At 68.3% G+C, this 21729-nt stretch carries 19 protein-coding genes; 4 read left to right on the top strand and 15 right to left on the bottom strand.

The features are described 5' to 3' along the window. Window positions 1-52 precede the first annotated feature (52 nt). The 3 genes from AC0685_RS13355 (at window position 53) to AC0685_RS13345 (ending at window position 5819) form a co-directional block, all read left to right on the top strand. Window positions 53-3430: a pyruvate carboxylase gene (locus AC0685_RS13355; RefSeq protein ID WP_478225744.1), complete on the top strand. Its 3378-nt coding sequence runs from the start codon at window positions 53-55 to the stop codon at window positions 3428-3430. Between the two features lie 93 nt (window positions 3431-3523). Continuing rightward, on the top strand, window positions 3524-4318 hold the full coding sequence (locus tag AC0685_RS13350) for an arginase family protein (RefSeq protein WP_478225743.1): 795 nt from the start codon (window positions 3524-3526) through the stop codon (window positions 4316-4318). Between the two features lie 220 nt (window positions 4319-4538). Further along, entirely contained in the window at window positions 4539-5819 is a 1281-nt protein-coding gene (locus AC0685_RS13345; protein WP_478225742.1) for a PucR family transcriptional regulator, read from the top strand. Between the two features lie 201 nt (window positions 5820-6020). Here AC0685_RS13345 and AC0685_RS13340 read toward each other — a convergent pair whose 3' ends face one another. The 3 genes from AC0685_RS13340 to AC0685_RS13330 all read right to left on the bottom strand — a co-directional run bounded on the left by AC0685_RS13340 (window position 6021) and on the right by AC0685_RS13330 (window position 8908). Then, window positions 6021-6536, bottom strand: coding sequence for a hypothetical protein (locus tag AC0685_RS13340; RefSeq protein ID WP_478225741.1), 516 nt, complete (start codon window positions 6534-6536; stop codon window positions 6021-6023). A 316-nt stretch (window positions 6537-6852) separates the two neighbouring features. Further along, complete coding sequence (locus tag AC0685_RS13335; RefSeq protein ID WP_478225740.1) at window positions 6853-8229, bottom strand: DUF6801 domain-containing protein; 1377 nt, start codon at window positions 8227-8229, stop codon at window positions 6853-6855. Window positions 8230-8302: 73 nt separating this feature from the next. Continuing rightward, on the bottom strand, window positions 8303-8908 hold the full coding sequence (locus AC0685_RS13330) for a DUF6801 domain-containing protein (protein ID WP_478225739.1): 606 nt from the start codon (window positions 8906-8908) through the stop codon (window positions 8303-8305). A 366-nt stretch (window positions 8909-9274) separates the two neighbouring features. Here AC0685_RS13330 and AC0685_RS13325 point away from each other — a divergent pair, with 366 nt between their 5' ends. Further along, a complete protein-coding gene (locus tag AC0685_RS13325) occupies window positions 9275-10189 on the top strand; it encodes an RCC1 domain-containing protein (protein ID WP_340683386.1) in 915 nt (304 codons plus the stop codon). 75 nt (window positions 10190-10264) lie between these two features. Here AC0685_RS13325 and AC0685_RS13320 read toward each other — a convergent pair whose 3' ends face one another. The 12 genes from AC0685_RS13320 to AC0685_RS13265 all read right to left on the bottom strand — a co-directional run bounded on the left by AC0685_RS13320 (window position 10265) and on the right by AC0685_RS13265 (window position 21600). Further along, a complete protein-coding gene (locus AC0685_RS13320; RefSeq protein ID WP_478225738.1) occupies window positions 10265-10924 on the bottom strand; it encodes a hypothetical protein in 660 nt (219 codons plus the stop codon). Between the two features lie 50 nt (window positions 10925-10974). Next, window positions 10975-11541, bottom strand: coding sequence for a hypothetical protein (locus AC0685_RS13315; RefSeq protein ID WP_478225736.1), 567 nt, complete (start codon window positions 11539-11541; stop codon window positions 10975-10977). Then, window positions 11538-12041 (bottom strand): hypothetical protein, encoded by a 504-nt coding sequence (locus tag AC0685_RS13310; protein ID WP_340683383.1) that lies wholly within the window; start codon window positions 12039-12041, stop codon window positions 11538-11540. The genes AC0685_RS13315 and AC0685_RS13310 overlap by 4 nt, the downstream gene beginning before the upstream one ends. Further along, window positions 12026-13219, bottom strand: a complete 1194-nt coding sequence (locus AC0685_RS13305) for an MCE family protein (protein ID WP_478225735.1) — start codon at window positions 13217-13219, stop codon at window positions 12026-12028. The genes AC0685_RS13310 and AC0685_RS13305 overlap by 16 nt, the downstream gene beginning before the upstream one ends. Further along, window positions 13219-14274, bottom strand: coding sequence for an MCE family protein (locus AC0685_RS13300; protein WP_478225734.1), 1056 nt, complete (start codon window positions 14272-14274; stop codon window positions 13219-13221). Before AC0685_RS13300 ends, AC0685_RS13305 begins: the two co-directional genes overlap by 1 nt. Beyond that, the gene (locus tag AC0685_RS13295) at window positions 14274-15266 is read right to left on the bottom strand and encodes an MCE family protein (RefSeq protein WP_478225733.1); all 993 of its coding nucleotides are present in this window, start codon (window positions 15264-15266) and stop codon (window positions 14274-14276) included. The genes AC0685_RS13300 and AC0685_RS13295 overlap by 1 nt, the downstream gene beginning before the upstream one ends. Then, window positions 15263-16252 carry an MCE family protein gene (locus AC0685_RS13290; protein ID WP_478225732.1) on the bottom strand — a complete coding sequence of 330 codons (990 nt, stop codon included), beginning with the start codon at window positions 16250-16252 and terminating at the stop codon, window positions 15263-15265. The genes AC0685_RS13295 and AC0685_RS13290 overlap by 4 nt, the downstream gene beginning before the upstream one ends. Continuing rightward, complete coding sequence (locus AC0685_RS13285; RefSeq protein ID WP_478225731.1) at window positions 16249-17256, bottom strand: MCE family protein; 1008 nt, start codon at window positions 17254-17256, stop codon at window positions 16249-16251. Before AC0685_RS13285 ends, AC0685_RS13290 begins: the two co-directional genes overlap by 4 nt. Beyond that, window positions 17253-18512 (bottom strand): MCE family protein, encoded by a 1260-nt coding sequence (locus AC0685_RS13280; RefSeq protein WP_478225730.1) that lies wholly within the window; start codon window positions 18510-18512, stop codon window positions 17253-17255. The genes AC0685_RS13285 and AC0685_RS13280 overlap by 4 nt, the downstream gene beginning before the upstream one ends. Next, entirely contained in the window at window positions 18509-19360 is an 852-nt protein-coding gene (locus tag AC0685_RS13275; protein WP_038509575.1) for an MlaE family ABC transporter permease, read from the bottom strand. Before AC0685_RS13275 ends, AC0685_RS13280 begins: the two co-directional genes overlap by 4 nt. Beyond that, window positions 19360-20154, bottom strand: a complete 795-nt coding sequence (locus AC0685_RS13270) for an MlaE family ABC transporter permease (protein ID WP_020630757.1) — start codon at window positions 20152-20154, stop codon at window positions 19360-19362. The genes AC0685_RS13275 and AC0685_RS13270 overlap by 1 nt, the downstream gene beginning before the upstream one ends. Before the next feature lie 441 nt (window positions 20155-20595). After that, window positions 20596-21600, bottom strand: a complete 1005-nt coding sequence (locus AC0685_RS13265) for an LLM class flavin-dependent oxidoreductase (RefSeq protein ID WP_478225729.1) — start codon at window positions 21598-21600, stop codon at window positions 20596-20598. Window positions 21601-21729 lie beyond the last annotated feature (129 nt).

The raw sequence follows: 21729 nt of genomic DNA, 5'->3' as shown, positions 1-21729 counted from the left end.
ACCGAACAGGTAACGTGCCTCACCTACCGATCCGATGATGGGAAGGACCGGCATGTTCCGCAAGGTACTGGTCGCCAACCGGGGTGAGATCGCCATCCGCGCGTTCCGCGCCGGATTCGAGCTCGGCGCGGGCACGGTGGCTGTGTTCCCGCACGAAGACCGCAATTCGCTCCACCGGCTGAAGGCCGACGAGGCCTACGAGATCGGCGAACCCGGTCACCCGGTGCGGGCCTATCTGTCGGTCGAGGAGATCGTCGCGGCCGCCAAGAAGGCGGGCGCGGACGCCGTTTACCCCGGCTACGGCTTCCTCTCCGAGAACCCGGACCTCGCGCGCGCGTGCGAGGACGAAGGCATCACCTTCGTCGGACCGAGCGCGGACATCCTCGAACTGACCGGCAACAAGGCCCGCGCGGTCAAGGCCGCGCGCGAGGCCGGGGTGCCGGTGCTGGGTTCTTCCGAACCCTCCTCCGACGTCGACGCGCTGATCGCCGCCGCCGAGGAGATCGGCTTCCCGGTCTTCGTGAAGGCCGTCGCCGGTGGTGGCGGACGCGGTATGCGTCGCGTCCAGGAGCCCGCGCAGCTGCGCGAGTCCATCGAGGCCGCCGCGCGTGAGGCCGAGTCGGCCTTCGGCGACCCGACGGTGTTCATCGAGAAGGCCGTCGTCGAGCCGCGCCACATCGAGGTCCAGATCCTCGCCGACGGCGCGGGCAACGTGATCCACCTCTTCGAGCGCGACTGCTCGGTCCAGCGGCGGCACCAGAAGGTCGTCGAGCTGGCCCCCGCGCCGAACCTGCCGTCCGAACTGCGGGACCGGATCTGCTCCGACGCGGTGAAGTTCGCCCGCCAGATCGGTTATCGCAACGCCGGCACCGTCGAGTTCCTGCTCGACCGGGACGGCAACCACGTCTTCATCGAGATGAACCCGCGCATCCAGGTCGAGCACACGGTGACCGAAGAGGTCACCGACGTCGACCTCGTCCAGTCGCAGCTGCGCATCGCCTCCGGCGAGACGCTCGACGACCTGGGGCTGTCGCAGGACAAGGTGTACCTGCGCGGCGCCGCCCTGCAGTGCCGCATCACCACCGAGGATCCCGCCAACGGCTTCCGCCCGGACACCGGGATGATCAGCGCGTACCGCTCGCCCGGTGGCTCCGGTATCCGTCTCGACGGCGGGACGGCGTTCTCCGGCACCGAGATCAGCGCGCACTTCGACTCGCTGCTGGTGAAGCTCACCTGCCGCGGCCGCGACTTCAAGACCGCCGTCGGCCGCGCCCGCCGCGCCGTCGCCGAGTTCCGGATCCGCGGTGTGGCCACGAACATCCCGTTCCTGCAGGCCGTGCTCGACGACCCGGACTTCCGCGAAGGCCGCGTCACGACGTCGTTCATCGAGGAGCGCCCGCATCTGCTCACCGCGCGCCATTCGGCCGACCGCGGGACCAGGCTGCTGACCTACCTCGCCGACAAGACGGTCAACAAACCGCACGGCGAGCGTCCGCGCACCCTCGATCCGCAGGTCAAGCTGCCGAAGCTGCCCAAGGGGCTCGAACCGGCGCCCGGCTCGAAGCAGAAGCTCACCGAACTGGGCCCGGACGGTTTCGCCCGCTGGCTGCGGGAGTCGCCGACCATCGGCGTCACCGACACCACCTTCCGTGACGCGCACCAGTCGCTGCTCGCCACCCGGGTGCGGACGAAGGACCTCCTCGCGGTCGCGCCGGTGGTCGCTCGGACCACGCCGCAGCTGCTTTCGCTGGAATGCTGGGGCGGCGCGACCTACGACGTCGCGCTGAGGTTCCTGGCGGAGGACCCGTGGGAGCGGCTGGCGAAGCTGCGGGAAGCGGTGCCGAACATCTGCCTGCAGATGCTGCTGCGGGGCCGCAACACCGTCGGGTACACGCCGTACCCCACCGAGGTGACCAACGCCTTCGTCGAGGAGGCGACGGCGACCGGCATCGACATCTTCCGGATCTTCGACGCGCTCAACGACGTCGAGCAGATGCGCCCGGCGATCGAAGCCGTCCGCGAGACCGGCACCGCCGTCGCCGAGGTGGCGCTCTGCTACACCTCGGACCTGTCGGACCCGGCGGAGAAGCTGTACACGCTGGACTACTACCTCAAGCTGGCGGAGCAGATCGTCGGCGCGGGGGCGCACGTCCTGGCCATCAAGGACATGGCGGGCCTGCTGCGGGCGCCGGCGGCGGCGCGGCTGGTTTCCGCGCTGCGCAAGGAGTTCGACCTCCCCGTGCACATCCACACGCACGACACCGCGGGTGGCCAGCTGGCGACGTACCTGGCCGCGATCCAGGCCGGGGCGGACGCCGTCGACGGTGCCGTCGCGTCCATGGCGGGCACGACGTCGCAGCCGTCGCTTTCCGCGCTCGTCGCGGCCACCGACCACTCGGACCGGCCGACCGGGCTCGACCTGCAGGCGATCGGTGACCTGGAGCCGTACTGGGAGAGCGTGCGCAAGATCTACGCGCCGTTCGAGGCGGGGCTCTCCTCGCCGACCGGGCGGGTGTACCACCACGAGATCCCGGGCGGTCAGCTGTCGAACCTGCGCACCCAGGCGATTTCGCTCGGTCTCGGGGAGCGGTTCGAGGACATCGAGGCGATGTACGCGGCCGCGGACAAGATCCTCGGCCACCTGGTCAAGGTCACGCCTTCGTCCAAAGTGGTCGGTGACCTCGCGCTGCACCTCGTCGGCGCGGGTGTCTCGCCGTCCGACTTCGAGGCGGAGCCGAACAAGTTCGACATCCCCGACTCGGTGATCGGCTTCCTGCGCGGCGAACTGGGCGACCCGCCCGGGGGCTGGCCGGAGCCGTTCCGCACGAAGGCACTCGAAGGCCGCGCGCGGCCGAAGCCGGTGCAGGAACTGTCCGAAGAGGACCGCAAGGGGCTGGCCGAGAACCGGCGCGCGACGCTGAACCGGCTGCTGTTCCCCGGGCCCACGAAGGACTTCGAGGCGCACCGCGAGCAGTACGGTGACACCTCCGTCCTGCCGTCCAAGGACTTCTTCTACGGCCTGCGGCCGGGCGAGGAGTACTCGGTCGACCTCGAACAGGGTGTCCGGCTGCTGATCGAGCTTGAGGCCATCGGCGAGGCGGACGAGCGCGGGCTGCGCACGGTGATGTCCACGCTCAACGGCCAGCTGCGCCCGATCCAGGTCCGCGACACCTCGATCGCGTCGGACATCCCGGCGACGGAGAAGGCCGACAAGGGCGACCCGAAGCAGATCGCCGCGCCGTTCGCGGGCGTGGTCACGTTGCAGGTGTCCGAGGGCGACGAGGTCGAGGCCGGTGCGACGGTCGCGACCATCGAGGCGATGAAGATGGAGGCGTCGATCACCGCGGCGAGCGGCGGCAAGGTGTCGCGGCGCGCGATCAACGCCGTCCAGCAGGTGGAAGGCGGGGACCTGCTCCTCGTCCTGGAGTGACCTAATCCGGAGTGCCGTGAAGGCCTCCTTCCCTACCTTCAGGGTAGGGAAGGAGGCCTTCACGGACTTGCGGCCGCCGCTAGCCTGGACCGGGTGCTGATCAACGCCGTACCCCAGTTCCAGGGCGCTCTGACCGAACGCGCGCCGGAGTTGCCCGAAGGTTGCGTCGCGCTCGCCGAGCTCGCGGGCCACGTGCTGGGCGTGCCGGTGCACCACATCCGGCAGACCCGCGAGACGTCGCCCGCGGTCGACGGCATCGCCAACCGCGCGGTGCTCACCGGCGCGAACCGCGCCGCACAGCTCGCCGCCCTCGAAGCACCGGGCGGCCCGGTGCTCACCATCGGCGGGGACTGCGGCGTCGAGCTGATCCCGATCGGGGTCGCGCGCTACCGCTTCGGGCCGGGGCTCGGCGTCGCCTGGTTCGACGCGCATTCCGACCTCAACACCGCGGAGACGTCGCCGTCCGGCGCGTTCCACGGCATGGTGCTGCGGTCGCTGCTCGGCGAGGGCGACCCGGAGTTCGCCGCGAACCCGCCGGTCGAACCCGGACGCGTCGTCCTCGCGGGGACGAGGGCCTTCGACGACGCCGAGCGGGCCGTGGTCGACCGCGGGCTCGTCGTCGAGACGGCCGACGTCGCCGCCGGGCTGGCCGGCGCGGACAAGGTCTACGTCCATCTCGATCTCGACGTGCTCGACCCGGCGGAGTTCGACGGGCTGAACTATCCGGAGCCCGGTGGCTTGACGATCGAGCGCCTGGTGGCGATGCTTCGCGGGCTGAGCGGGTTCGAGGTCGTGGGCGCGGGGATCACCGAATGCGCCGGCACCGAGGTCCGCGTGCTGGAGCCCGTGCTCGAAGTACTCGGGGAATTGCTCACCGGAAAGCAGTGACGCTCCGTATTCATCGGCCGTTCGTACGTACCGCGCGAGGCGTTTGCCGGGCACTTGTCATCAAAATTCAGGGATGACCCGTGATTTTGTCACGATGGTGACAAGAAATCGGTTTCTTCTGCGAAAGGTGACACATTCACGAGCGACTCCGCGATGTGTTCGTTGTCACCTCACGACGATCGTGGGATGTCGGGACGCTGGGCGGAGCAAAGGAGCTGCGATGTCGGTGGAGCGCGGAATCGAACACGCTGCGCAGCCCCCTGCGGCACTTCCCCGTAAGCTCGCCGACATTTTGCGACCGGAACTGGGCAGTCTCGCCAACGAGATCGTCGACGAGATCCGGGCGACCATCCCCGCGTACGCGCGCCCGCTCGACGGGCCGTACGGGAAGTCGATCCGCGCGGGCGTCGAGTACGCGATCACGTTGTTCGTCGCCCAGATCGCGGATCCGAGCGTCTCCAAGGAACAGTCGCACGAGGTCCACCACCGCCTCGGGCAGAACGAGATGCGGGAGGGCCGGAGCCTCGACACCCTCCAGTCGGCGTACCGGGTCGGCGCCAGGGTTTCATGGCGGCGCATCATGCGGGTCGGCCGCCGCAGCGGTCTCTCGTCCGCGGTCATGTCGCAACTGGCCGACGCGATGCTCGCGTTCATGGACGAACTCGCGTCCGTCGCGCTGGACGGATACCTCGAAGCGAAGGCGCGCACCGCGGGGGCGCTGGACACCTGGCGCCGCAAACTGCTGCACCTGGTGCTGGAAACCCCGCCCGCGCCGTCGAAGGCGATCGCGGAACTCGCGCAGCTGACCGGCTGGACGGTGCCCGAGCGCGCGACGCCGGTGGTGCTGCACCCGATCGGCGAAACCGTCAGACCCCGGCGGCACAACGCCGTGGATTCGGACGTGCTCGCCGAACTCGACTGCGCTGAGCCGCGTGTGCTCGTCCCCGGCGAGATCTCCGTCGCCCGCCTGGCCACTCTGCAGGCCGCGCTGCCGGACTACCGGCTCTCGATCGGCCCGTGCCGCCCGCTGGACTCCGTCGCCGATTCCCTCCGCTGGGCGCGCGAGGCCCTGCACCTGTCCGAACGCGGCATCATCCAGGCCCGCCGGGTGATCCGCGCCGAAGAACACCTCGCCACCCTGCTCGTGAACGCGGACGCCGCGCTGACCTGCCAGTTGCGCGACCGCCTGTTCGCCCCGCTCGCGGAGATGACCGGGAAACAGCGGGAACGGCTGCTCGAAACCCTGCGAGCCTGGCTCGACAGCCAGGGCAACGTCGTCGACATCGCCGAGCGTCTCCAGGTCCACCCGCAGACCGTGCGCTACCGCATGCGGCAGTTGCAGGCGACGTTCGGCGAGCACCTGCGGGACCCGGGGGCACGGTTCGAGATGGAGCTCGCGCTGCGGGCCGGGGTCAGCCCTTCGGCGTCGGCGGGGTTCGCGCTGCCTGAGGTGCTTCCGGCGCCGCGGAAGAGTCCACAGTGGACGCCGAGTGGCTCGTAGCGACCTGGTTGCCGCCGGGGTGACCCCGGTGAGCCGCGCGCAGCTTCTCCGATTCGGAGGAGACCGGCGGCGTGACCGGCTGTCCCGCCGTCACCGGTGCGGCCTCGGCGATCCGGGCCGGGACCGTCAGGACGGCGGCCACGCTGAGGGCCGCGACGACGAAGGCCGTCCGTGCGCCGACGGGTCTCCGGATCCGGGCTCTCACAGCGTTTTCCATTGCTCGTAGCGCTCCTTTTCCGCGGAAGGGGGCAAGAGGTGGTCGATCCGCCTGAGCTGGCTGAGCAGGCTCAACCGTCCGACGATCGCGCGGGCTTCAGGTCCTGGCGACGGACCCGCCAGGAGTTCGCGTGCCGTTTCGACCGGCGGCGAGTCGTGCAGGAACTCGTGGAGGAGTCGCATCGGGTCGAGGAGAGCGATGTCCGTCCTGGGGCCGACGGCGAGGATCAGCGCAGCAGTCAGATGGAACCTGTTCGCCGTCGCGGATTGCCTGCTGTATCCGCCGTAGGGCATCAGCCAGGAAAAGAACGTCTCGGCGATCTCGGCGCAGTGCCGCAACCGATCGTCGGTGAGTTCCCGGCAGTGCTTGATGAACCCGCCCCGGAAGTCCTCGTCGATCAACGCCCAGGGCGTCTCCTCCAGCAGGTCGATCGGATTCGCCTTCGCCAGCCGCGTGGGGTCGACGGCCGCCAGCCTGTCGGTCAGCTCCTCGAAGGTCATCCACCTGACCTCCGAGAACGTGGGCATAGCCGTCTGGTTTTCCTTCATGAGATGAAGTACCCCTTCGCTTCGAAGGCGTTCTTGCCGATCTGGTAGTAGCCGCGCTAACGCGAATCGCTCGGCGCCTCGACACTGCCCTCGTTGGTGCGGCGGCCGGGGCCGGCCATTCGCGACTTCGACGAACCCGGCTTCGCGGCGGCCTCCCTGGACGGCGCCGTCCGGGAGGGCGGCGTCGCTCGGCCGAGACACGTGGCACACTGGCCGAAGTGAACGGGCGGACGGCGCGCGTTCGCCGGATCGGTGGCCTCGCCGATCCTCAGCGGCGCGCCACAGGCGGATCCACATTGGGGCACTTGCGCTCCAGATCCCAGGGCAACCCGACCTGGTTGACTCCGACACAAGCCTGGTTCCCCGGCCCCGACGCCATCCCGCTCATCAGCGAGTCGAGATCCTCCTTCACACCGCAGCCCGAAAACGGGGGCAACGTGAAGTCCCGATAGGCGGGATCCGTCCACTTCGGATCGGTGCGCACGACGCCACCGGTGAACATCCCGTACTTCTCCCCGCGGAGATTGATCTTGATCGGCTCGGCGGTGAGGCAGTTGTCGCCGACGTCGAGGCCGACCCCGTTGATGGTGACCCCGCTCAGTTTCCCGTAGACCTTGAGCGGGGTGAGGACGGTCGAGCTGCCCTCCGGTTCCGGGATCGAAACGCCGTCGACGTCGATGATGTGATTGCCGGTCGCGTAGTCCTCCGGCAACAGCTCCATGGTCGCGGTGATCGGGACGAAGCCGAAACCGAGGAAGGTGATCGTGCTCGGCGGCATCATGACGGAGCCGGTGATCTTGCCGGGGCCTTCGGTGTTCTCCAGGTCGACGTGCCACACCGCGTTGACCATGAACGCGGGCTTCAGCCGGGCGAAGGCGCCGAGTTTCGTGATCGACGACGTGCCCTGCAGTTCGAACGGCTGCAACGCGATGGGGTAGAGGGCGTTGGCGTGGACGTCATCAGCGGCTCGCGCGTCGGCACCGGGCTTCTTCTGCTCACCGGGCTTGCCGGACTCCGGCTTGGGCTTCCCGAGCGGCAGGAGCGCGACACTGCCGAGCAGCGTGTTCTGGTCCGGCGCCTGGGTGCAGGTGATCGGTTTCAGCGGTGTCTCGGCGGCGGTCAGCGCGAGCGACGGCGCGCCCGTGCTCAGCCGCAGTTCGGACGGCACCTTCAGCAGGATGTCGGGGACGGTGCCCGTCGCGACCAGCTTCAGTTCGCCGGTGGCGGGCACCTTCGTCGCCGGGATCGTCAGGGAGACCGGGACCGGGGTCTTCTTGTCCCCGTTCGCGGCCGTGAGCTCGACGGTCGCACCGCCCGCGACCTCGGCGACGGCTCCGAGTGACCCTTCGCCGATGGTGAAGGTCAGCGAGAAGTCCTTGACCTGAACGGGTTTTCCGGTCTGGACGACCTTCGGCAGCGTCGCCTGGACGTCCATGGTGACCGGCCGTTCCCCGACTGGATCCGGGAAGACACAGGTGTTCGCGAGACTCTGGTGCGCGGACGTGGCGCCTTGCAGCGGTGCCGGCGGTGGTGTGGCCGGGTCGGTCGCGGCCGAAGAGGACAGTGCGCCGCTCACCCCCACGAGCAGGATGACGCCCGCCAGAACGGGAAACCTCCCGAGTGCCCGGCGAACCTGCTGCGTCATGGGTGTTCCTCTCGTGCCTTGCGCGGATGGAGACCGTGCGGGGCGGGCGTCCCCGCCCCGCACGGGTGGTTCATCAGGTGATCGGGATCGCCGGGCTGAACGCGCGGTTCTGTGCCGGGTTGGTGTTCTTCACGGTGCAGTTGAAGTTCCACGTCGTCCAGGTGCCGTCCTTCTTGTGGAAGTCCAGCGGAGCGTTGATCGTGGTGCCGAGCGAGGCGGTCGCCGAACCGGGAGCGCCGGCGGTGAACGTCGGGACACCGGTGCCCGCGCCCTGGACGATGTTGAACGACCGGGGGCCGGGCACGTACGGGTTGATCTGGGTCGGGACGTCCAGGTTCGTCACCGTCGCCGAAGTGGGCGTGGCGTTGGTGATGGTGATCGGCATGTTGGCCTTGCCGCGGACGCCGTCGTAGTTGGCGGCGTTGAGCAGCGCGTTGATGGTGGCGTTGATCGTCGCGGTCCCCGAGATGTTCGTCGGGGTGGCGGTGCCGCCCGAGGCGATCGACGTCGGGCCGTCGAACTGGGCCTTCACGTCCAGCTGCTGCTGGCCGATGCCGGGGAAGTTGCACATGTAGGCGACGGTGCCGGTGGCGTAGGTGGTCGCGGCGGCGGCCGTGCCGGCGGTGAGCACGGCGACCGCGCCCATCGCGACGGCGGTGGTGGCGACGCCGGCTGACAACTTGCCAAGTCTACGGGACATACCTGTCATCTCCTTTGATCCAGTTTACGTCTCGGGCGGCTTTCCCCATGCGCCTTTCGGCGGATTTTTCTGATCAAATATGCTCGACTCGAGCGGCTTTCTCGGTGGTGGGGTAAACCGAGGTTACCCGCGAGTTATGTACGTAACAAGGATTCATGTCGACATGTTTCGAAGTGGGCGATGGGCCCGTTCTTTCTTGTCAGCGCGCGCTGAATTCGATTATGAAGTTTGTCCGGGGATGACAAAGAGGCGGCCGATCGGTGGAACCGGGTTAACATTCCGCGCATGTCTTCCGAGAATCGACGATCGGGATCACGACGGGTAGCGGGCGTCGCGATTACCGTAATGATCGCAACGGTTTCCCTTTCCGGTACGGCAAGCGCCGCGCCGACCGGCGAAGCGCGGCCATGGGGGAGCAACGACTACGGACAGGGGACCATACCGGCCGCGGCGCTCGGCGCCAGTGCGGTCTCCGCGGGCGCGATCACCCACCTCGCGCTCAAGGGCGGCGGGGTGATCGCCTGGGGGAACGACAGCTACGGCCAGCTGGCCGTCCCGTCCGCGGCCACGTCCGGGGTCTCGGCGATCGCCGCCGGCTGGGCGCACGAACTCGCGCTGAAGAACGGCGGTGTTATCGCCTGGGGCAACGGTTTCTACGGTCAGAACGTGGTACCGGCGGCCGCGACGTCGGGGGTCACGGCGATCTCCACCAGCGCGTACTTCAATCTGGCGCTCAAAACGAACGGCAGCGTGCTGAGCTGGGGTTCGAGGACGGCCGTGCCCACGACGGTTTCGTCGGGGGTCACCGCGATCTCGGCGGGCGGCGATCACGGGCTGGCGCTCAAGAACGGCGGCGTCGTCGCCTGGGGGAGCAACGGGAAAGGCCAGATCACCGTGCCCGCGGCGGCCACGTCCGGGGTCTCGGCGGTCTCCGCCGGGTTCCGGCACAGCATCGCGCTGAAGAACGGCGGCGTCATCGCGTGGGGCGACAACTTCTACGGCCAGGCCACGGTTCCGCCGGAGGCGCAGTCCGGCGTCGTCGCCATCGACGCGGGGTTCAACCACAATGTCGCGCTGAAAGCCGACGGGAGCGTCTTCGCCTGGGGCAGCAACGTGAAGTCGGAAAGCCGTGACACCAGCACGGAACCGCCGACGGACTTCTGGAAGTTCTCCGGGGTCTGCGCTCCGGTCTACGCCGTTTCCGCAGGTGACAGCACCGGGGTCGCGCTGGTCGACCCGACGGCGCCGTATTTCTGCTGACGGTCCGTGAAGGCCTCCTTGCCTACCCTGAAGGTAGGGAAGGAGGCCTTCACGGACTGCAGGCCCCGACGGGTGTCAGGACAGGTTGGACTTCATGCTCAGGTCGATCGTGTTGCCGGGACCGGAGATCAACGCCCCCAGCGCGAGGTCGTTGATGAAGCAGTCCTTGAACTCGGGGATGGTGAACGTCCCCGAAGACGGGATGGTCGGCGCGAACAGGTCGACGTTCTTCGACACCAGGGTCAGGTCGAGCGGTTTGACGGTCTTGCAGGCGTTCGGCACCGTCGGGAGCGGGATGACCGGCCAGAACAGGCCGACCACGATGTTGTCGATCAGCATGTTCGCCTGAGAGTGGGTGGTCAGGTCGCCGTTGGCGAGCGTGCCGGTGACCGGGCCGGTCGGCTCGATCCGCACACGGGCCTTGATCTTGAAGACACCCGAGACCAGCGAGATGTTCGCCGTCGAGGGCGGCAGGGAAAGGTTTCCGCGGATGCCGACGTTGTCACCGTCGATGACCAGGGCGCCGTCGAGCTGGCCGGGGCCGAGATCGAGGGTGCCGCCGGTCTTCTTCACCGTGGTCTTCCCGGTGACGGTGTAGGACACCGGGATCTCCACCGGATCGTCCGCGAGGGCGGGGGTCGCGGCGAGGCTGCCCGCCACGGCGAGCGCGGACGTGAGCGCGACGACCGTGCCGAGACGGCGACGGGCTGATTTAGGGCGCGTTCGACCGAACATGGGATTCTCCTCGTTTTCTCTCCTGGTTTACAAAGCGGACGAATGAGGGATCACCGGGGGACGAGATCGGTGATGACCCAGTTGTCGCCTTCACGTTCCGCGGTTATCGAAAGCTGCGCCGCGGCCGCTGTCGAAGAATTGTTGTCGGCCCGGGTGGCCGCTTGATCGAGGAATACCAGCAACTTCGCTTTACCGTCGCCGAGTTCCTGGACGGCGGATGAGGAGACGCGGGTGGTGAGAACGAGTTTCTGCGCCGGAGCCTTTTCCCTGACCTGGGCGAACAACTGGTTGTAGGACTCCAGCGCCTTGCCTCTGAGCACCGACGCGGCCGCCTTTTCGGTGGCGTCGGTCCGGTCGTAGGAATAGGAGAAGATCTTGTCGAGCGCCACGGTCACCGCGGAGTTCACCTCGGCGGTCGCGCCGACGTCGGTGAGCGCGGTGTTGGCCGCCGACGGCGCCGCCGAGATCGACTTCGCCTCCAGCGTGAACCACACCCCGGCCGCGACCAGCACGGCCGCCGCCACCAGCAGGATCAGCGGCAGCTTCGACCGGCGTGATGGCGTCTCGGTGACCTCTTCTTCGACGACCTCGGTTTCGGTGTCGGCCGTGGCGGTCATCGCGCACCCACCGGCAGCTGGTCGAGCGCGCTGAGCTTCCAGCCCTCGTCCGTCCTGGTCAGCCCGGCGGCGAACCGGTTGCGCTTCGTCGTCGGCGCCGCGCCCTCCTTCGCCATCGTGATCTCCACCGACGCCAGCATCTTGGCCGTTCCCGCGTGGTCGTCCAGTTCGCTGATCGCCGCGTCGAGCACCTTGCCCGTCGAGACGGTCGCGTCCTGGGTGAGCGTCCGTTTCGTCGCGTCGTCGGCCTTGCCCAGCTGCTCGCGCAGCGGGCCGGTGGACGCGGCGAGCCAGTCGGCGATGCCCTGGTCGACGCGGTGGTGGTCGAGGCTCGTGAGCCGGGCGACGAGTTCACGCCCGGACTTCAGCGCTTCGTCGCGCGAGTTGCCGTAGGACACGGCCTCGGAACCCGTCGCGGTGAACCAGGTGTACCCGGCCCATCCCGCGAACGCGCAGGCCGCGGCGAACACGGCGATCGCGATCTTCAGTTGCGCAGCCACAACATCTCCTCGAGGCTGGTGGACGTCGGCTGGCCGTCGGCGCCGAAGCCGCCGGGGATCGCGGCGGGCGGGACGCCGCCCTTCGGCGCGTTCTGCGAGCCTCGGACCGAACTCGCGTTGCCCTTTTCGAGCGTGCACGCGGCACCGGTGTTGAACGGCAGCGCCGAGAGTTCCGCGCTGCTGCGGACCTTCGTGCCCCCGTAGCCCTTGGCGCACGGCATCGGGTCGAAGAACGTCAGGACCAGCCCGATCTTCCCGGACTGCTCGTCGACGGCGGCGTCGACCGCGGACACCGCCTTCGGGGTGTTGATCAGGAGCTGCCGGAGGCCGTCGGTGCGGGCGGAGAACACGTGCGAGGTGGTGAGCAGGTTCGCCAGCAGGATCGGCAGGCCCGGTTCGTTGTCCCGCAGCAGCCCGGAGAGCTGGGTCGCCGCGTCGGGCGCCGTCGCGATCAGCCGCCGCAGGTCACCGTCCGAACGGGACAGTTGCTCGGCGAACTGCTTGGCGTTGCCGCTGAACTGCCGCCACGCCTGCGACGAGTCGACTTGCGTCTTCAGCACGGTCGAGCCGTCGGTGATCAGCTTCTCCGTCTGCGGCAGGTGGTTCGCGGCCTGTTTGGTGAAGTCGGTGGTGGAGTCCAGCAGCACCTGCAGGTTCGCGCCGGAACCGCGCAGGGCGTTGTCGAGTTCGTCGACCACGGTTCGCAGGTCCTCGGTCGGCACGGACGCGGTCAGCGAGTCGAGGTCGGTCAGCAGATGCTGCACCGGCAGTGGAACGGCCGTCGCCTCACGCGGGATGACCGAACCTTCGGCGAGGTACGGCCCGTCGCCGGTCCGCGGCTGGAGGTCGACGAACTGCTCGCCCACCGCGGACCGGTTCGCCACGACCGCCCGCGAGTTCGCGGGGATCGGGGGCGCGTCGTCGTCGATCACCAGGTCCGCTTCCATGCCACCGTCGGTGAGCCGCAGTTCGCCGACCCGGCCGACGGCGACGCCCCGATAGGTCACCTCGCCGTTGGTGAACACGCCCCCGCCGTCGGTCAGCGAAAGCTTCACGGTGTACCCGCCCGCCCCGAAGAGCCGGCCGAGGCCCGCGTAACTGGCCCCGACGAACGCCGTCGTCGCCAGCGCGAGGATGACGAACGCGATCACCTGGATCCGGACACGGGTGGTGAGCATCAGCTACCTCCGGAGGACGGCAGCGGCAAGGTCGGGAGCCCCGGCGGAACCCCTTCGCCAGGGGGCGGGAGTTCGACACCCGGCGCGGGGATCACCGAGGCGTACACGTTCAGGTAATCGCCCTTGATGCCGTCGCGGACGGCGTCGGTGAACGGGAACGTCGGCAGGATCTCCAGCGACTTGGGCAGGCTCTCGCCAGCGTCGGCCAGCCGCTTGAGGATCGGCGCGAGCGCGGTGAGGTCCGCGACGAGATCTGCCCGGCTCTTCTTGATCACGTCGACACCGACGCCGGAGAGCCGGTCCAGTGACTGCAGCATCGAGACGAGCTGGGTGCGCTGGTCGGAAAGGCTCTGGAGGCCGGGGGTGAGATCGGTGAGCGCGCCCTCGACCTGCTTCTTCCGGTTCGCCAGCGTCGTGGAGAGCCGGTTGAGCCCGTCGAGCGCGGAGGTGATGTCGGAGCGGTGCGTGTCCAGGTTGGACACCAGCTGTTCCACAGTGGACAAGAACGAGCGGATCTCCTCCTCGTTGCCGTCCATCACCTTCGACAACTCCCGGTTGATGGTCTGCAACTGGCCGATCCCGCCGCCGTTGAGCAGCAGCGACAGCGCGCCGAAGATCTCCTCGAACTCCGGGTTGCGGTTCGTGCTCGCGACCGGGATCACCGCGCCCTCGCCCAGCCTGCCCTCGGCCTTCGCCGCGCTCGGGGCCAGTTCGATGAACTTCTCGCCGAGCAGGCTGGACTGGCGCAGCCGCGCGATGGCGTTGGCGGGCAGGTGGACGTCGCCGTTGACCGCAAGGACGGTCTCGGCCGTCCAGCCGTCTTCACCGAGCTTGATGGTCTCGACCCGGCCGACCGGGACGTCGCCGACCTTCACCGCGGCCTGGGGGACCAGGTCGAGGACGTCGGCGAACTGCACGGTCACCCGGTACGGATGGTCGCCGATGTCCGCGCCGCCGGGGAGCGGCAGGTCGTAGACGCCCTTGAAATCCGAGGAACAGGCGGTGAGCGCGACACAGCACGCGGCGAGCGCGGCGATCTTCCGTTTCGCGGCCATCAGCGCCCCCCGGTGTAGGTGTCGCCGGTGACCGGCAGCGGGAGCGGGAGGTATTCGAGCATGTTGCCGCGGCTCTGCAGCTTGCCGGTCTTCGGGTCGACGGCTTCGAGCACGTTCGTCACCGCAAGCGGGATCGTGTCGAGGGTTTCGGCCAGCGCGGCGCGCTTGTCGACCAGTGTCCCGGTTGTCACCGCGAGCTTGTCCACATTGGACTTGATCAGCGCGCGGTTGTCCTTGATGAACTGCTGGATCTCCGCCAGCGCGCCGCCGAGACCGTTGAGCGCGCGGGCGAGCTCGTCCTTGTTCCGGGCGAGCGTGCCGGTCACCGAGGCGAGCTGCTTGTTGACCTCGCTGACGTTCCGGTCGTTGGTGGCCAGCATCGAGGTGAACCGCTGCAGTTCGTCGACGGTGGCGAACAGGTTCTGCGAGTTCCCGGAGAGGGTCCTGGCGAGGTCGGCGAAGTTGCGCACCGACTCGTTGAACGGCTTGCCGTTGCCCTGGAGGTTCTTCGCGCCGGTGCGCAGGAGTTCCGAAAGCGCGCCGTCGGCGTTCGCGCCGTTGGGGCCGAGGGCCTTGGCGAGGGTGTCGAGGCTGGAGTAGAGCTGGTCGAGTTCCACCGGCGTTCCGGTGCGCTCGACCGGGATCACCGCGCCGTCGTCCAGCCGGTTCCCGGCGCGGGTGAGCTTGGTGAACTGGACGTAGCGGTCGGCCACCACGCTCGGCGCCACGACCAGGACGTTCGTATCGGCGGCGATCGGGGTCGACCCGTCGACGGTCAGGACGACCTTCACCCGTTCCCCTTCCGGGTCCACCGATTCGACCTGGCCGACGCGGACGCCGAGCACCCGCACGTCCGATCCGCTGTAGACGCCGACGGCGCGCGAGAAGTACACGGTGACGCGGTCGAGCCCGGTGCCGGAGAAGATCCACCAGAGCCCGCCGACGACGGCCAGCGCGAGCACGAGCGCGAGGGTGACGAATCTGCTGATCACCGGCCACCTCCCGGAATCGGCGGGGTGCAGGGATCCCGGTTCTCCGGGATGAGCCCGCACAGGTAGCCGTCCACCCAGCGTCCGTTGCCGAGCGAGTTGTTCACCACGCGGAAGTACGGCGCGGCGAGTTCGAGGCTCTTGGCGAGATTGTCGTTCTGCCGCTGCAGGATGTCGGTCACCTCTCCGAGCTGGCTGAGCGCTCCGCCGAGCTGGTCCTTGTTGTCCTTCACCAGTCCCGAAAGCTGGACGGCGAGGTCCTGCGAACCGGTCAGCAGGTCGTGGATCGCCTGCCGCCGGTTGTCCAGTTCGGTCAGCAGCAGGTTGCCGTCCGAAAGGAGTTTGGCGAAGTCGTCGTTCGAGTTCGCGAGCATGGTGGTGAGGCCGTGCGCGTTGGACAGCAGGCTGGCGAGCTCGTTGTCCCTGGAGGACACGGTCTTCGACAGCGATGTCAGCCCTTCGAGCGCCTTCTTGATGTGCGCGGGCGAGTTCTTGAACGTGTCGCTGAGTGTCGTGAAGCTCTCCGCGAGCTGATCGGTGTCGATGGCGCCCGCGGTGTCGGCCAGCCCGTTGAACGCCTCGGTGACGTCGTACGGTGTCACGGTCCTGGTGCGCGGGATGACCTGCTTCGGGTTCTGCACCGACTCGCCGGTCGGGCGCAGGGCGAGGAACTTCCTGCCCAGCAGGGTCTTGATCTTGATCTCGGCGGCGGTCCTGTCGCCGATCCAGGCGTCCTTGACCCGGAAGCTGACCACGACGTGATCTTCGGCGAGCCGGACGTCGCTCACCTCGCCGACCTTGATCCCGGCGATGCGGACTTCGTCGTCCGCCTGCAACCCGGCGGCTTCGGAGAATTCGGCCTGATAGGTGGTTCCGGAGCCGATGATCGGGAGGTTCTCGTAGTTGAGCGTCGCGGTCAGCAGCGCGGCCGCGACGGCGCTGCCGACGAGACCGATGACGATCGGGTTCCGCTCCTTGAAGGGTTTCACGACGTGCACCTCTCCGCCGTCGCCGGGACCCCGCGCGGAGGCTTGGTCTGCAGGACGGCCGAGCACAGGTAGAAGTTCATCCAGGATCCGTAGGAGCCGATCCGCCCCAGGTCGTTCAGCTTCCCCGGGAGGACGGTGAGGAAGCGGTCGACCTCGGCCTTGCCGGTCTCCGTCGTCAGCTGACCGGCGAGCAGGCCCAGCCCTTCGATGCTGTCCTTGAGCGGTTTCCTGCCCTGTTCGAGCAGGCCGGCCGTGGCGGTGGTGAGATCCGCCAGCCCGGAGACGGCCTCCCCGATCTCGGTGCGGTCACCGGCGAGCCCCGCCACCAGCTCCTTCAGCGTGGAGACCAAAGTGGACAGTGCGTCGCCCTTGCCGTTGATGCTCTTCAGCACCGTGTCCAGGTTCGTGATCACGTCGCCGATCACCTTGTCGCGGCCGGCGAGCGTGGTGGTCAGCGAACCGGTGTGCGCCAGCAGGCTTTCCACCGTGCCGCCTTCACCCTGCAGCACCTGGACGATCTCGCCGGAGAGCTGGTTGACGTCCTTGGGCGACAAGGCCTGGAACAGCGGTTTGAAGCCGTTGAACAGCTCCGTGAGATCCAGCGCGGGCGTCGTGCGCTCCAGGGGGATCTCCGCACCGGGCTCCAGTAGCTCGCGCGTGCCCTTGCCGCGTTCGAGCGCGATGTAGCGCTGGCCGACCATGTTGCGGTACTTGATCACCGCGGTCACGTCGGCGGGCAGCGTGCGCTGGGAGTCGAGGGAGAACCGGACGCGGGCCAGGCTGTGGTCGGCGATCTCGAGTTCCTCGATCTGGCCGACGCGGACCCCGGAGATCCGGACGTCGTCGCCGACGTTCAGTGACGTCGCGTCGAGGAACTTGGCGCTGTAGGTCTTCGTGTCACCGAGGCCGGTGTTCGTGATGGACACGGCCAGCAGCACCGTGGCCAGCGTCGTGACGACGACGAAGATCAGCCCCTTGATCAGCGGGCTCACGAAGTTCCTCATCGCAGGGTCACCTCCGTGCCCCGGTAGAGCGGGCCGACGAGCACGCTGCCCCAGGCGGGGACCTGGTTGGCCGGGACGCCGATCGAGGGGGCGACCAGCGTGGAGATCAGTTCCCGTTCCTGCGGCGAGTTCGCCAGGCCGAGGTCGCCCTGCGCGCCGAGCGTCGGAACGGTGTCGATCGCTTCGATCCCTTGGCTCATCAGGCCGTTCGACGGGTAGCAGCGCGGTTCACCGGTGGCGTCGTAGACCGGATCGTCCTTGCCGGGAACGTATTTGGCCCGGGGCTGGCTGACGGTGATCTCCGCGTGCAGGCCGGGTTCGTCGGTGCCGGCGCCCAGCACCTTGTCCATCTGCGGCTTCAGTTTGGCGAGTGCGTCCAGCGTGCAGGCGAAACTGGGCGAGTACTTCGCGGCGACCTCCAGTGGTGCGCGGCTGTCGGCGGCGAGCGCGATGATGTTGGCGCGGTTGTTGGCGAGGAACGTCGTGACCCGCTGGGAGGACGACGTCACCTGCTGGTACACCGACGCCAGTTCGGCACGTTTCTCCTCGACCGTGTCGAGCGTGACGGCCGAGGCGCTCAGCGCGTCGAGCAGATCCGGCGCGATGTCGCCGTACAGCTTGGAAACTTCCGCGAGGTCACGGATGTTGTCGTTCAGCTTCGGCAGGTTCGGGTTGAAGTCCTTCAGGTAGGCGGCCGCGGTGGCGAGCGTGTCGCCGATCTGGTCGCCGCGGCCTTCCAGCGCGGTGGCGACGGTGGTCAGCGTGGTCGCGAGCTTCTGCGGCTGGACCGCCTTGAGCAGGGGCAGCAGATTGTCGAAGACCCGCTCCAGCTCGATCGCGTTGGCCGAACGGTCCTGGCTGATCACGTCGCCGGAGGCGAGCGGTCCCGCCGTCGAACCGTCCGGAATGGACAGTTGCACGTACCGCTCACCGAACAGCGTCTTCGGCACGAGCAGCGCGGACACGTTCTTGGGCAGTTTCGAGACCTTGCCGGGTTCCATGGCCAGGTCGATCTCCGCGCCGCCCGGCGTCGCGCGGACGTCACGGATCTCGCCGACCACCACGCCGCGGGCCTTGACCTGCCCGCCCGTGCGCAACTGGTTGCCGACGCGGTCCGCCTGCAGCGTCACCGGCACGGATTCGACGAAATCCTTCCGGTAGATCTTGATCGACAGCAGCACGAGGGCGGACATCACCACGAGGAACAGCACCCCGGCCGTCCTGACCCCGGCTTTGCGCAGCCCGCGCCGGCTCATCCGGCCACCTGCACCGTCGTGGTCGCGCCCCAGATCGCGAGGCTGAGGAAGAAGTCCAGCACGCTGACCGCCACGATCGCCGTCCGCACGCCGCGGCCGACGGCGACGCCGACGCCCGCCGGCCCGCCACTCGCGCGGAAGCCGTAGTAACAGTGGGCGAGCACGATCACGACGCTGAACACCAGTACCTTGCCGAACGACCAGAGCACGTCACCCGGTGGCAGGAACAGCAGGAAGTAGTGGTCGTAGGTGCCCGCGGACTGGCCGTAGAACCAGACGGTGATCTGGCGTGACGCGAGATACGAGGTCAGCAGGCCGATCGCGTACAACGGGATGACCGCGAGGAAACCCGCGATGATCCGGGTGGTCACCAGGTACGGGACGCTGGGGATGCCCATCACTTCCAGCGCGTCGATCTCCTCGGAGATCCGCATGGCGCCCAGTTGCGCGGTGAAACCGCAGCCGACGGTGGCCGACAACGCCAGTCCGGCCACGAGCGGCGCGATCTCGCGGGTGTTGAAGTACGCGGAGACGAACCCGGCGAACGCCGACGTGCCGACCTGGTTGAGCGCCGAGTAACCCTGGAGCCCGACGACCGTGCCGGTGAACACGGTCATCCCGATCATCACGCCGATCGTGCCGCCGATGACCGCGAGCGCGCCGCTGCCGAAGCTGACTTCGGCCAGCAGGCGGGTGATCTCGCGGAGGTAGCGGCGCACCGCGCGTGGCACCCAGGCGAGTGCCTTGAGGAAAAAGAGGATCTGGTCGCCGAGCGTGTCCAGGAACCCGAACCGGCGATCGACCGCCTCGCGGACCCGCGTCGCGCGGGTGGGTGTCGTCGTGACCATCAGCTGCCCTTCGCCGGGACGAGCTGCAGGTAAAGCGTCGTCAGCACGAGGTTCAACAGGAACAGGAGCAGGAACGTGATGACCACGGATTGGTTCACCGCGTCACCGACGCCTTTCGGGCCGCCTTTCGGATTGAGTCCGCGATAAGAGGCGACGATCGCCGCGACGAAACCGAAGATGACCGCCTTGATCTCGCTGATCCAGAGGTCCGGAAGCTGCGCGAGAGCGGAGAAACTGGCCAGATACGCACCCGGTGTCCCGTTCTGCATGATGACGTTGAAGAAATAGCCGCCGAGGACGCCGACCACGCTGACCATTCCGTTGAGGAATGCGGCGACCCCCATCGCGGCGAGCACCCGCGGCACGATCAGGCGCTGGATGGGGGAGACCCCGAGCACCTCCATCGCGTCGATCTCCTCGCGGATCGTGCGGGAGCCGAGGTCCGCGCACATCGCCGAGCCGCCGGCACCCGCGATCAGCAACGCGGTCACGATCGGGCTGGCCTGCTGGATGATCGCCAGCACACTGGCCGCGCCGGTGAAGGACTGCGCGCCGATCTGCGCGGTCAGCGAACCGATGTGCAGCGCGATCACCGCGCCGAACGGGATCGCGACCAGCGCCGTCGGCAGGATCGACACACTCGCGATGAACCAGAACTGCTGGATCAGCTCGCGCGCCTGGAACGGCCGCCGGAAGGTCAGGCGGACGACGTCGAGGCCGAGTGAGTAGAGCCTGCCGGTCTCCCGGATCGCACCCGCGCCGGGGAATGAGGGTGCGTTAGTCCGGACGCCCACGCCGACCCTCCCGTTTTCCGGGCACGGCGAATACACCCCAGCTTGCGCAATTCCTTTGCTCCGAATGGCGGAACGGAATCGTTGAACAGTATCAACGGGGTGTTACCGTGCTGTTTGCTACTGGTCGGTACGCTAATCACGCGCCTGCCTGGTGACAAGAACTTCGGTGTGATCAAGACGTCACGTCCTGGTAACCGGAGAATTCTTGTTCCTTTTTGACAAAGGCGGGCTCGGGCCTTGTCCGTTCTTTCGTGTCCGGTGGCGCGCTGGTCCATTCGTGGCGCGGCGGCGGCTCTCGATCGATCCTCGAGGTCGGCGGCGACCGGTGCTGCCTCGCGCGCACTGGCGGGGCGGCTGCGCACCCACGTGTCGCTTGTCCGTGAAGGCCTCCTTGCCTACCCTCAAGGTAGGCAAGGAGGCCTTCACGGCGAGACAGAAGCCTCAGCGCGCCAGTTCGGAGACCAGCTCGTACGACCGCACCCGGTCCGCCTGGTCGTGCACCATGGTCGTGATCATCAGCTCGTTCGCGCCCGTGTCGGCCAGCAGGGTCTCGAGTCCCTTGTGGACCGTCTCGGGCGAGCCGATGATGCTGCTCGCGGCCCGGTCCTCGATGAACACGCGCTCGATGTCGGTGTACGGGTAGGCCGCGGCCTCTTCCGGCGTCGGCAGCGGAATGGGGCGGCCCTTGCGCAGGCTGAGGAACGTCAGGCCGCTGGGGGCGGCGAGGTACTGGGCGCGCTCGTCGGTCTCGGCGGCCACCACGGAGACGCCGAGCATCACGTACGGCTCGTCGAGGACGTCCGACGGTTTGAACGAGTCGCGGTAGAGCGCCACGGCGGGGAGCGTGTTCTCGGCGCTGAAGTGGTGCGCGAACGAGAACGGCAGGCCCAGTTCGCCCGCCATCCGCGCGCTGAAGCCGCTCGACCCGAGCAGCCACACCGGCGGCTTGTTGCCTTCGGCGGTGACGGCGGTGACGGCGTTGACGGCGCGCTGGTCGGAGTGCTCGAAGTAGGCCAGCAACTCCGCGAACTGCTGCGGGAAGTTCTCCGCGGTGAGCCCGCCGGGGCCGCGCAGCGCCAGGGCGGTCCGCTGGTCGGTGCCCGGGGCGCGCCCGATGCCGAGGTCGATCCGGCCGGGGTGGAACGCCTCCAGGGTGCCGAACTGCTCGGCCACCACCAGCGGCGCGTGGTTCGGCAGCATGACCCCGCCGGAGCCGACCCGGATGCGTTCGGTGGCGGCCGCGACCTGGCCGATCATCACGGCGGTCGCGGAGCTCGCGATACCGGGCATGTTGTGGTGCTCGGCGAGCCAGTACCGGTGGTAACCGAGGGCTTCGGTCCGGCGCGCGAGGTCGAGAGTGTTGCGCAGCGCGTCCGCGACACCGCCTCCGGCCACGACGGGCGAGAGGTCGAGCACGGACAGCGGGATGTCAGGCAAGGAGGTCACGCGTCGGTACAACGCCGCGGACCCGCGATCCCTTCCCGCACCTGTCGGTCGATCGAAATTAACCGACTCGATGTACCCGGTACGCGGCGGAGTCCTCCTGTTTCCAGGGTACGGTTGCCCCCTAATACG

The sequence above is a fragment of the Amycolatopsis sp. NPDC043889 genome (assembly GCF_056435645.1).
The sequence above is the reverse complement of the archived record's forward strand: the minus strand, read 5'-3'. Positions and strand labels throughout refer to the sequence as shown.

What these genes read in the sequence shown, in the direction of transcription:
- AC0685_RS13355 (WP_478225744.1), top strand. Translation starts at nt 53, where the DNA reads ATGTTCCGCAAGGTACTGGTCGCCAACCGGGGTGAGATCGCCATCCGC.
- AC0685_RS13345 (WP_478225742.1), top strand. Translation starts at nt 4,539, where the DNA reads ATGTCGGTGGAGCGCGGAATCGAACACGCTGCGCAGCCCCCTGCGGCA.
- AC0685_RS13340 (WP_478225741.1), bottom strand. Translation starts at nt 6,536, where the DNA reads ATGACCTTCGAGGAGCTGACCGACAGGCTGGCGGCCGTCGACCCCACG.
- AC0685_RS13335 (WP_478225740.1), bottom strand. Translation starts at nt 8,229, where the DNA reads ATGACGCAGCAGGTTCGCCGGGCACTCGGGAGGTTTCCCGTTCTGGCG.
- AC0685_RS13325 (WP_340683386.1), top strand. Translation starts at nt 9,275, where the DNA reads ATGATCGCAACGGTTTCCCTTTCCGGTACGGCAAGCGCCGCGCCGACC.
- AC0685_RS13320 (WP_478225738.1), bottom strand. Translation starts at nt 10,924, where the DNA reads ATGTTCGGTCGAACGCGCCCTAAATCAGCCCGTCGCCGTCTCGGCACG.
- AC0685_RS13315 (WP_478225736.1), bottom strand. Translation starts at nt 11,541, where the DNA reads ATGACCGCCACGGCCGACACCGAAACCGAGGTCGTCGAAGAAGAGGTC.
- AC0685_RS13305 (WP_478225735.1), bottom strand. Translation starts at nt 13,219, where the DNA reads ATGCTCACCACCCGTGTCCGGATCCAGGTGATCGCGTTCGTCATCCTC.
- AC0685_RS13300 (WP_478225734.1), bottom strand. Translation starts at nt 14,274, where the DNA reads ATGGCCGCGAAACGGAAGATCGCCGCGCTCGCCGCGTGCTGTGTCGCG.
- AC0685_RS13285 (WP_478225731.1), bottom strand. Translation starts at nt 17,256, where the DNA reads ATGAGGAACTTCGTGAGCCCGCTGATCAAGGGGCTGATCTTCGTCGTC.
- AC0685_RS13280 (WP_478225730.1), bottom strand. Translation starts at nt 18,512, where the DNA reads ATGAGCCGGCGCGGGCTGCGCAAAGCCGGGGTCAGGACGGCCGGGGTG.
- AC0685_RS13275 (WP_038509575.1), bottom strand. Translation starts at nt 19,360, where the DNA reads ATGGTCACGACGACACCCACCCGCGCGACGCGGGTCCGCGAGGCGGTC.